Below are 10760 nucleotides of genomic sequence, written 5' to 3'. Positions count from 1 at the left end.
TAGCTACAGGGCGGCTTGGTCCTTACCCCGGCCGGACTTGCACCGGCAAGTTGTGCCTAGCTTGACTAGGCGCGCTATGACTTTTCGTACAAAAGTTTGAGAATGAAGGCTCACGTACACGCTGCGATAGAAGCTTGGCGGATATAGCCCGCACAGTTCGCTTATCCGTGAGGGGTGTCCTAATCTTTGATTGAAAATGTAACGAAGTAAATTTCGATGCGACCCTTAACAGTGGATTCAGACGCTATACACGTTCGTTTGCTGCCCAGAAAGCTTATAACCAAGAAGTCTATACATCCTGCTATCTTGAAAAGGAAGAAACTTACGAGCTCAATGTTCAGTTTGACGCCTCGGGCCTCTTCCTTTTCGCTTCAACTTTATACTCTAACTGTTATGCTCGAACTAATATGATCGAATATGATCGAACTGTTATGCATTAACCGTTATACATTAGCTATCATGCATCAGCATTACTCCGACGAAGCTCCAGCCATTGCACCGTAGCTTGCAACGTTCTCTCACTGCGTGCAATCGCATCCGTTACCTGTGCTGTGGCGGTTCCGCCGTATACGTTGCGGGCGTCCACCACTGCTTCCGGCTGCAGCACGGCATAAATGCGGTCATCGAACAGCTCGGAGAACTGCTTGAACTCGTCCAGGGTCAGGTCGAGCAGATATTTGCCGTTCTGAATGCAGTACAGCACCGTTTTGCCGATCACCTCATGCGCCTGGCGGAAAGGGAGGCCTTTGCCGACGAGGAAATCCGCGATATCCGTCGCATTGGAGAAGTCCTGATTGACCGCCTGCCGCATGCGTCCTTTGTTGACCTTCATCGTGGCGATCATCGGCGCAAACAGCTGCAGCGCGCCTTCCAGCGTCGCTACCGTATCGAACATGCCTTCCTTGTCTTCCTGCATGTCCTTGTTGTAGGCGAGCGGCAGTGACTTCAGCACGGTCAGCAGCCCCATCAGATTGCCGTAGACACGGCCGGTTTTGCCGCGTACCAGCTCAGGCACGTCCGGATTTTTCTTCTGTGGCATGATGCTGCTGCCTGTGCAGAACGCGTCGTCCAGCTCGATAAAGCCAAATTCTGTGCTACTCCACAATACCAGCTCCTCACTGAGCCGGGAAAGGTGAGTCATGATCAGCGAAGCAGCTGCCAGGAATTCCACAATAAAGTCGCGGTCACTCACCGCGTCCAGGCTGTTTTCGTATACCCCGTCAAAGCCAAGCTGCTCGGCCACAAAATGGCGGTCGATCGGGAATGTCGTACCAGCCAGCGCGCCTGCGCCCAAAGGCAGGATGTTGATCCGCTTGTAGCTGTCCTTCAGACGGTCGATATCCCGCTCGAACATCGATACATAAGCCATCAGATGATGGGCGAACAGGATCGGCTGTGCCCGCTGCAAGTGCGTATAACCAGGTACGATCGTATCCAGGTTGTCCTTTGCCTGGGCAATCAGCGCCTCCTGAACGGCATGCAGCATGCCGACAAGATCAACCACACGGCCGCGCAGGTAGAGATGCATATCTGTCGCCACCTGATCATTGCGGCTGCGGCCTGTATGCAGCTTGCCGCCGACCGGTCCGATTTCTTCAATCAGGTTTTTTTCGATATTCATATGGATGTCCTCATCGGCAACAGAAAACTCAATCTCTCCTTTGCGGATGCGCCCCAACACCTTTTGCAGGCCTGCTTTAATGGTCTCGACATCCTCCTGCGGCACGATTCCGCATTTGCCCAGCATGGTGACATGGGCCAGACTGCCCTGAATGTCCTCTTCAGCCAGCGTTTTGTCAAAATTGATGGAAGCCGTATACTCTTCCACGAGCTTGTTCGTCTGCTTTGTAAAACGTCCGCCCCACAGCTTGCTCATTCTGCTGTCCCCTCTCTCGCAGTGCGGGCCGCCCCTGTCATCGGATAAGGACGGCCCGCGCATGTTGAAAATATTAGACATCTTTGAATTGGAATGTATATTGACAAACGTTTTGCTTGCTGTATTTCACAATAATTTCTACCTTAGTTATTCTGGTTTACGCCCGAATATACCTTCAAGCGCAGCGCATTCAGGCGGATAAAGCCGGTTGCGTCCCCCTGATCATACGCCTGGGTAGGATCAGCTTCCATGGTGGCGATATCCGGATTGTAGAGGCTGACCGGGCTTTTTACACCTGCGCCGATCACATTGCCTTTGTACAGCTTCACGCGTACCGTACCTGTTACATTTTTCTGACTCTCCGTCACTAAGGCCTGCAGGGCCAGACGCTCTGGTGCGAACCAGAAGCCGTTGTATACGAGTGTGCTGTATCTCGTTATCAGGCTGTCACGCAGATTCATGACTTCGCGGTCCATTGTGATGGACTCCATTTTGCGATGTGCTGTGAACAGGATCGTACCGCCCGGCGTCTCGTATACTCCCCGGCTCTTCATGCCGACAAAACGATTCTCCACCATATCGACACGGCCGATGCCGTGCTTGCCGCCCAGCTCGTTCAGCTTCTCCATCACCTGCAACGGGCTTAACCGCTCGCCGTTCAGCGCCACGCAGTTGCCTTGCTCAAATTCCAGCTCCAGATATTCCGCAGTGTCTGGTGCGTCCTCCGGATCATTGCTCAGCAGGAACATGTCCTTGTTCTCCGGTGTGCTCGGATCAAACCACGGCTCCTCCAGCATGCCGCTTTCGTAGCTAATGTGCAGCAGGTTGCGGTCTGTGGAATACGGCTTCGCCGCAGATGCCGTGACCGGAATGCCGTGTTTTTCCGCGTAAGCAATCATTTCCGCCCGGCCCGGGAACTGATTGCGGAACTCTTCCAAACGCCAAGGCGCGATCACCTTGATGTCCGGTGTCAGAGCCGCCGCGTTCAGCTCAAAACGCACCTGATCGTTGCCTTTACCTGTAGCGCCATGCGCGATAGCTGTTGCGCCTTCCGCCTGGGCAATCTCCACCATTCGCTTGGCGATCAGCGGACGCGCAATGCTGGTGCCGAGCAGATATTGGCCTTCATATAAAGCTCCCGCCTGAAACATCGGATAAATAAAATCCTTGGCAAACTCGTCGCGCAGGTCATCGATATAAACCTTGGAGGCACCGGTAGCCAGCGCTTTTTCCTCCAGCCCGTCCAGTTCCTCCTTCTGACCGATATCCGCCGTAAAAGCAATAATCTCCGCGTCATAGGTTTCCTTCAGCCATTTCAGAATGACCGACGTATCCAGACCTCCGGAATACGCCAGTACGATTTTTTCTTTTGCCATTACGCCGCTTCCTCCCCGAGAATCCATGCTTTAGAATCCATGCTATTGTTCATCACATGTATATTTCATTAACTGAAATATATCGTTTATATGCTGTATCGTTTAAGCCATTAAAGCAACGAGCAGCGCCTTTTGCGCATGCAGCCGGTTCTCCGCTTCATCAAAGATGACGGAATTCGGCCCGTCGATGACATCTGCGGTCACTTCTTCCCCACGGTGCGCTGGCAGACAGTGCATGAACAGATAATCCGGTTTTGCCAGCTTGACCAGTTCCTCGTTCACCTGATAATCTGCAAACGCCGCTTCACGCTGCTTCTGCTCTTCCTCGAAGCCCATGCTTGCCCACACGTCCGTATAGATAACATCGGCATCCTTGACCGCTTCCTGCGGGCTGGCTGTGACCACGATCTTGCTGCCTGTTTCCTTGGCAATTTCCTGGCACTCTGCAACCACACTTTTATCAGGCTCATAACCGGCAGGGCTGGCAACAGATACGTGCATGCCCAGCTTCGCTCCGCCGATCATCAAGGAATGCGCCATATTGTTGCCGTCCCCGATATAGGCGACTTTGAGGCCTTTGAGCTTGCCCTTCTTTTCAAAGACCGTCTGGTAGTCCGCCAGCACCTGGCACGGATGCGCCAGATCGCTCAGACCGTTGATGACCGGCACGGTAGCGTAACGCGCCAGATCGATGACATTGTTATGGCCGAACGTGCGGATCATGATGCCGTCCAGATAACGGGACATCACCTGTGCCATATCGCTGATCGGCTCGCCCCGGCCGAGCTGGATGTCATTTTTACTCAGGAAGAGGGCGTGACCTCCAAGCTGATACATGCCTACCTCGAAGGACACGCGGGTGCGTGTTGAGGATTTTTCAAAAATCATGCCCAGCGTCTTGCCCTTCAACGGCTGATACACTTCACCGTTCTTCTGCTTGCGCTTGATCTCCACCGCCAGACCGATCAGATATTCAATTTCCTCGGCCGTAAAATCGTTCAGCTCTATAAAATCCCGCCCCTTCAGGTCGAGCTTCAGTTTCTCTTCGGTTAGGCTCATGAGAGGGTCTCCTTTCAATATGGGTAAAATGAGGTGCAACCCCATCACAATGTTTGCGATTTGCGGCCGTTTTATTTTTTCGCAGCCGTATGCTCTTCGATAACTTCCGCTAGTATTTCCACTGCCTGGTCGATCTCTTCCTTCGTAACATAAAGGTTAGGCAGCAGGCGGATGACATTCGGTCCAGCCGGCACAAACAACAGCCCCTTGCGCTGTCCGGCCAGCACGAGCTCGCCAATTGGCTCGGCACATTCAATGCCGATAAGCAGTCCCTTGCCCCGCACTTCTTTGACAAAAGGACTGTCGCCCAGACGGCTGTTCAAACGCTCCATGAGATATATGCCCATTTCCGCCGCCCGGTCCGCCAGCTTCTCGCCAACGATGATTTCCACCGTCGCATTGACCGCTGCCATGGCGAGAGGTGTACCACCGAACGTCGATCCGTGGCTGCCTGCTGTAAAGGCTTCCCGCAGATAGCCTTTGCCAAGCATTGCGCCGACGGAGAAGCCGCTGCCTACCCCCTTGGCAATAGTGAAAATGTCAGGCTCAATGCCATAATGCTCATGGGCAAACAATTTGCCCGTACGTCCCATGCCGGTTTGGATTTCGTCAACGATCAGCAGCAGCCCGTGCTCGCGGCACAGCTCCACAACGTAGTCCACAAAATCCGCTTCCACCGGATACACGCCGCCTTCGGCCTGGATCATTTCCAGCATCACGGCTGCCGTCACATCACTGATCGCAGCTTCCAGAGCTTCTTTGTCATGGAGCGGTACGCTTTGGAAGCCGGCCGGCAGAGGCAAGAAGCCTTCCTTCACCTTATCCTGTCCGGTGGCCGTCAATGTAGCGAGTGTCCGTCCATGAAAAGACTGCGTAAACGTGATCACTTCATATTTTCCGTTCTGCTTCACCTTCTGATGATAACGGCGCGCCAGCTTGATGGCCGCTTCATTCGCTTCCGCCCCGCTGTTGCAGAAAAACACCGCATCCGCACAGCTGTTGGCCGTCAGCAGTTGTGCTGCTTGCTCCTGGCCCGGGATATGAAACAAATTCGATACATGCCACAGTGTATCCAACTGCTGCTTCAGCCGCTCGGCCACCGCCTTCGGGGCATGCCCCAGGTTGGTCACCGCCAGGCCGCACATGAAATCAAGGTAGCGTTTTCCCTGGTCGTCCCACAACCAGCTGCCTTCTCCTTTGACAAGGCTTAGCGGATACCTTGCATACGTGGGGAACAAAGCGCTTTCCTGTTCTTTTTCCTTCACTGCGGCTCCGCCTGCGGTCACATTGTGCCCGTTACTCATATCATTCACGCTCCTGTTCATGCCGGCGCTGGGCCGGATCAAATTTCCATTCAAATATTACACTACATTCTGGCTATTCTCGTACCTATATTTTCTCCGTTCAGCACACGGCTGAGCACCTGCGGCTCCGTTCCGTCCACAATAACAACCTCGCGGACTTCGCCCTGGATACACGTTATGGCTGCCCGCACCTTCGGAATCATTCCGCCATAAATTTCCCCGGTGCTGATCATATCCTCAATCTCCTGCACTGTCACCGATGGCAGCACTTTCTTGACGCCGTTTACATTACCCATAATGCCGGGCACATCTGTCACCACGATCATCCTGCTGACGCCGATATGGGATGCCACTGCTCCGGCAGCGGTATCAGCGTTGATATTGTAGCGCTGTCCACCTGCATCAATCCCGACTGGCGCGATGACCGGCATATAACCCATTTCCGTTACGCCGCCGATCAACTCCGCGTTCACCGCTGTCACATCCCCGACCCAGCCGACCTCTGCGCTATTGGTTACCGGCTGTGCCTGAATCAGCAGGCCATCCGCGCCGGACAAGCCGACAGCCTTGCCCCCGCGCATCATAATGCGGCGCACAATCTGCTTGTTGATGCTGCCTGCCAGCACCATTTCCACCACATCCAGCACCTCTTCGGTCGTGCGGCGCAGTCCGTTGACGAACTCTGTTTCAATGCCGAGCTTCGTCAGCGTATCGGAAATGGCCGGTCCGCCGCCGTGTACAATGACCGGCTGCCTGCCATCCCGCTGCAGCTGCACCAGATCGTCGAAAAAGGAGTCCGGCAGCGCCGCCAGCGTACTGCCACCGCATTTCATAACAAAGCTGGAGCGCAGCTGCTCTGGCGCTGCCTGTGCTGTTTTATTCGTTGAGGTATTCATTGCAAACCTCCTCTGCCCTCTGATGTGTATAACTATCCAAGAATCCCACGGCTTTAACTGTGTACAGTGTCAAGTCCGGTAAGCCGCATTAATTCGCACATAATCATAGGTTAAATCACAGCCCCACGCTGTAGCAACACCGCCGCCGTTGTGCAGATCCACGACGATCCGCACCGTGTCCCCCCGCAAATAGGCCAAGGCCTCTTCTTCATCAAATGCCACCGGGCGCGAGCCCCGCAGCACAACAATATCGCCGAGCCGGATATCGACGGTCTCCGGGTTGACCGGCTCTCCCGCTCGGCCCACAGCGGCGATAATACGTCCCCAGTTGGCATCCGCTCCGAACACGGCCGACTTGACAAGACTGGAGCCGATGACAGTCTTCGCGATAGCTCTGGCCGACAGGTCGCTGACTGCGCCGCTTACCGACACCTCCACCAGCTTCGTCGCTCCTTCGCCGTCCCGCGCGATGCTCTGTGCCAGCACGCGGCAGACATAAGAAAATGCTTCGGCAAAGGCCTCCCACTCCGGATGCTCCGTATTCAGCTCCTTGTTGCCCGCCAACCCGCTTGCCATGACGACCAGCATATCATTCGTGCTTGTATCTCCATCCACCGTAATCATGTTGAACGTCGTATCCGTCGCCTGCTGCAGCAGCTGCTGCAGGGACGCCTGCTCCACGGCCGCGTCACAGGTCATGAAGGCAAGCATGGTCGCCATATTGGGATGGATCATGCCCGAGCCTTTGGCAGCGCCGGCGATATGTACCGTAACCCCGTCGATAACGAGCGAAACGCACGCTTCTTTTTTTACCAGATCTGTTGTTAAAATAGCCTGCGAAAAGGCCTCCGCCCCATCACGACCGCCGTTGATTTGCTCCGGTAGCGCTTGGATACCCACGTGCACCGCGTCCATCTTCAGCAGCTCGCCGATGACACCGGTGGACGCCACAGCCACGTTGCTTTCCGCCACGCCCAGCTCCCGTGCCGCCGCGGAACGCATTGCATAGGCGTCCTCCTCGCCCTGCTGCCCTGTACAGGCATTGGCATTGCCGCTGTTGACAACGACCGCCTGCAGCCTTCCGTCGGCCAGACTTTCGCGTGTCACCTTCAGCGGTGCCGCCTGGATCAGGTTGGTGGTGTACACGGCTGCCGCCGTCGCAGGCACCTCGCAGCGAATCGCTCCCAGATCGTTGCGGTCTGTCTTTTTCAACCCGCAGTGCAGCCCCCCGGCGCTGAAGCCGCGTGGTGTAACAATTGAGCCTTCGCTCACGATGTCAAACGTCTGTTTCCTCATATCCATCTCCCCCATATCCGCGTTACGGATAGACCGGCGTCAAGCCGAGCCCGAGGTTTTCCTCCCATCCCATCATGAGATTCATATTTTGAATAGCCTGGCCTGCCGCGCCTTTGACAACATTGTCGATGACCGAAATGATCGTCACCCTGTTCGTCCTTGCATCCGCAGCAAAACCGATGTCGCAATAGTTAGAGCCGGTTACTTCCTTCGTTGCTGGCCATATTCCTGCATTACGGACACGCACAAACGGCCGACCTTTATAGTACTCCCTATACAGCTCTACCAGGTCCTGATCCGTATAACTTCCGTTCATCGTCGCATACATGGTGCTCATAATGCCGCGTGTCATTGGCACCAGTTGGGTGGTGAAAGTGACTGTAACCGGCTCTCCCGCTACATCGCCGAGCACCTGCTCAATTTCCGGTATATGCTGATGTTTGTTCACTTTATACGGCTTGAAATTTTCGTTGATTTCCGCAAAATGCGTCGTCAGGCTGGCGCCGCGCCCCGCACCGGACACACCGGATTTCGCATCAATAATGATGCTGCGGTGGTCGATCCAGCCGGCCTTGAGCGCCGGAATCAGCCCCAGAAGCGTAGCCGTCGGGTAACATCCCGGGTTGGAAATGAAAGGCACGTCTGCAGCACGGTCACCGTACACTTCGGCCAGACCGTATACAGCCTGTTCCAGAAACGAGGCGGGAGCAGCCGGCTTCTTGTACCATTGTTCGTACAAAGCGCCATCCTTCAGCCTGAAATCCCCCGACAGGTCTACGACCTTCAGACCCGCTTCGAGAAGCTGTGGAACCAGCTCCGTGCTTACACCCGAAGGTGTTGCGGTAAATACAAGATCAGCCCTGGCGGCAATCTCCTCCACCACGACTCCGTCCAGATCCTGAACCATAATGTCCGTCAAATGCGGGAAGCCTTCGCTAATGGGCGTTCCGCTGATGGAGGATGAAATGACCGAAACAATTTCCACTTGCGGATGATGCTGTAAAAAACGAATCAGTTCCACCCCGCCGTAGCCGGTGGAACCGACGATTGCCACTTTCAATTTGCTGTCCAAGACTGCTCCCCCATTCCGCTCTGCTTTTAGATGTGTATTATTATACATCTACATTCATATAAATACAACCACTCCATGTTAAGTTTATACGGGGTGGATGCTATAATAAAACTGCGTTTGGCAAAGGGTATTTTTACGATTATAGAATTGTTCATCTCCGCTGAAAACTTATAGACTCTATAAATCATAAGAAAGCGAGGGGGCCGTATGAATAACTCTGCACGCATGCAGGAGCTCATCACGCTGAAAACCATCGCCGAAACCTTGAATCACTCCAGTAGCCTGAATCCGATGCTGCAAAACGTGCTCGGGCAGCTGCTGGATTTGACCGGGCTGACGAGCGGGTGGATTTTCCTGATGGATACCTCGCATGAATATGAATTTGTTGCTGACCGGAATCTGCCGCCTGCCCTTACATACAGAGACAAGCAGCCCATGAAATGCGGCAACTGCTGGTGCGTGGACAAATACTGGGGCGGACGGCTGCATAATGCCGTTAACATCCTGAACTGTAAGCGGCTTGAAGACGCCGAGGAGCAGCGGACCGCAGACACTGGGGGCATCACCCATCACGCCACTGTTCCGCTGCGTTCCGCAGAACGCAGCTATGGGCTGATGAACGTAGCCGCCCCCGGCAAAAACCATTTTACGGACAGCGAACTGGCTCTTCTCCAGTCCGTTGCGCTGCAAATCGGAGGCGCACTGGAGCGCATCCGCCTGTTCGAGGCAGAGCGGCGCCGGGCGCTGCTGTTCAGCAAGGCTGGCGAATTCGGAGGCGAGCTGGCGAAAATGGCCGCAGGCGCAGGTACAAGGTTATGCCTGGTGGCGGACCGCGTAACCCGGCTGATCGGCGAGACGTTCGCCGGCTGGCCGGTTGCCGCGCTGTTTGAGCCGGAGGATGACAGTTATACCCTGCGCAGCTTATATGCGGGCAGCAGCCTGTCCCGCGAAGACCTCGCTGCCGACGGTCAGCTGCTGACCCTGCTAATGAAGAGCACAGCAGCCAACCGTCCCGTACGCGCCTCAGCAGCCGAGCTGGCGGAGCTGCGGCGGGTGACAGGCGACAACGGAACACGGCTGAAGGCTGCCTTTGCAGTAACTGTTCCATCCTGGTGCCAACAACCGGCTGTGCTGATTATCGGATGCGGTGGCAAGGAAGAGGAAGCCGCACAGGTTGACGCCGTCGTGATCGAGGCCGTTGCGGAGCATATTACCGTCACGCTGGAGCGGGTGAAGCTGGAGGAACAGCAGCGGCTGCTGACCCGGCTGGAGGAACGCAACCGCCTGGCAAGGGATTTGCATGACTCGGTCAGCCAGCTGTTATTCTCCCTGTCGCTGACAGCCAAGGGCGTGGAGGGCATGCTTACCGGGGAAAACGATGGACCGGCGGCCGCCGCTGTCCGCGATATGCGCCAGCTGTCGCAAACCGCCCTGCAGGAGATGCGCAGCCTCATCAAGCAGCTGCGGCCCACTGGTCTTGAAGCTGGCTTACTGGCTGCGCTGCAGGAATACGGAGCCATGCTGAGACTGGAGGTTCGTACGGAAATGGAAGGTGTCAGCCAGCTTCCCTCACTGGTCGAGGAAACGCTCTGGCGCATCGGGCAGGAAGCCCTGAACAATGTCGTCAAGCATGCGGGAGCCGGCACGGCCGACATAAAGCTCCGGCTGCTGCCGGACCGCGCGGCACTGCGTATTGCTGACCAGGGACGCGGCGGAGCACTGGAGCGACCAGTCACCGGAGACACGCATTACGGCCTGGCTAACATGAGGCACCGAGCAGAGCTGCTGGGGGGAAGCTGTACGATTGCGAGCAGCCCTGAAAACGGAACCGTTGTGGAAGCTATCATTCCCCTGAACAGGTTTTCGCGATAAAAGATATGA

The 10760-nt window shown here is 55.5% G+C and carries 8 protein-coding genes; 1 reads left to right on the top strand and 7 read right to left on the bottom strand.

The window, feature by feature from the left end; genetic code table 11:
• Window positions 1-457 precede the first annotated feature (457 nt).
• From argH to argC, 7 genes are all read right to left on the bottom strand, one after another.
• Complete coding sequence (gene argH / locus ACE5LO_RS26235) at window positions 458-1876, bottom strand: argininosuccinate lyase (RefSeq protein ID WP_375522866.1); 1419 nt, start codon at window positions 1874-1876, stop codon at window positions 458-460.
• Between the two features lie 143 nt (window positions 1877-2019).
• Window positions 2020-3252 carry an argininosuccinate synthase gene (locus ACE5LO_RS26230; RefSeq protein WP_375522865.1) on the bottom strand — a complete coding sequence of 411 codons (1233 nt, stop codon included), beginning with the start codon at window positions 3250-3252 and terminating at the stop codon, window positions 2020-2022.
• Window positions 3253-3354: 102 nt separating this feature from the next.
• Window positions 3355-4311, bottom strand: coding sequence for an ornithine carbamoyltransferase (argF, locus tag ACE5LO_RS26225; protein WP_375522864.1), 957 nt, complete (start codon window positions 4309-4311; stop codon window positions 3355-3357).
• A gap of 71 nt (window positions 4312-4382) precedes the next feature.
• A complete protein-coding gene (argD, locus tag ACE5LO_RS26220; RefSeq protein ID WP_375522863.1) occupies window positions 4383-5615 on the bottom strand; it encodes an acetylornithine transaminase in 1233 nt (410 codons plus the stop codon).
• A gap of 62 nt (window positions 5616-5677) precedes the next feature.
• A complete protein-coding gene (argB, locus tag ACE5LO_RS26215) occupies window positions 5678-6511 on the bottom strand; it encodes an acetylglutamate kinase (RefSeq protein ID WP_375522862.1) in 834 nt (277 codons plus the stop codon).
• A gap of 69 nt (window positions 6512-6580) precedes the next feature.
• The gene (gene argJ, locus ACE5LO_RS26210) at window positions 6581-7807 is read right to left on the bottom strand and encodes a bifunctional glutamate N-acetyltransferase/amino-acid acetyltransferase ArgJ (protein WP_375522861.1); all 1227 of its coding nucleotides are present in this window, start codon (window positions 7805-7807) and stop codon (window positions 6581-6583) included.
• Between the two features lie 22 nt (window positions 7808-7829).
• On the bottom strand, window positions 7830-8879 hold the full coding sequence (gene argC, locus ACE5LO_RS26205) for an N-acetyl-gamma-glutamyl-phosphate reductase (protein WP_375522860.1): 1050 nt from the start codon (window positions 8877-8879) through the stop codon (window positions 7830-7832).
• Between the two features lie 207 nt (window positions 8880-9086).
• On the opposite strand from argC, the gene ACE5LO_RS26200 reads away from it, so the two are divergent.
• Entirely contained in the window at window positions 9087-10751 is a 1665-nt protein-coding gene (locus ACE5LO_RS26200; protein WP_375522859.1) for a GAF domain-containing sensor histidine kinase, read from the top strand.
• The last annotated feature ends 9 nt before the right edge of the window (window positions 10752-10760 follow it).

The organism is Paenibacillus medicaginis (genome assembly GCF_042138635.1).
Lineage (GTDB): Bacteria > Bacillota > Bacilli > Paenibacillales > Paenibacillaceae > Paenibacillus > Paenibacillus medicaginis.
Note: the sequence above shows the minus strand (reverse complement) of the source record. Positions and strands in the feature narration are given on the sequence as shown.

What these genes read in the sequence shown, in the direction of transcription:
- argH (WP_375522866.1), bottom strand. Translation starts at nt 1,876, where the DNA reads ATGAGCAAGCTGTGGGGCGGACGTTTTACAAAGCAGACGAACAAGCTC.
- ACE5LO_RS26230 (WP_375522865.1), bottom strand. Translation starts at nt 3,252, where the DNA reads ATGGCAAAAGAAAAAATCGTACTGGCGTATTCCGGAGGTCTGGATACG.
- argF (WP_375522864.1), bottom strand. Translation starts at nt 4,311, where the DNA reads ATGAGCCTAACCGAAGAGAAACTGAAGCTCGACCTGAAGGGGCGGGAT.
- argD (WP_375522863.1), bottom strand. Translation starts at nt 5,615, where the DNA reads ATGAGTAACGGGCACAATGTGACCGCAGGCGGAGCCGCAGTGAAGGAA.
- argB (WP_375522862.1), bottom strand. Translation starts at nt 6,511, where the DNA reads ATGAATACCTCAACGAATAAAACAGCACAGGCAGCGCCAGAGCAGCTG.
- argJ (WP_375522861.1), bottom strand. Translation starts at nt 7,807, where the DNA reads ATGAGGAAACAGACGTTTGACATCGTGAGCGAAGGCTCAATTGTTACA.
- ACE5LO_RS26200 (WP_375522859.1), top strand. Translation starts at nt 9,087, where the DNA reads ATGAATAACTCTGCACGCATGCAGGAGCTCATCACGCTGAAAACCATC.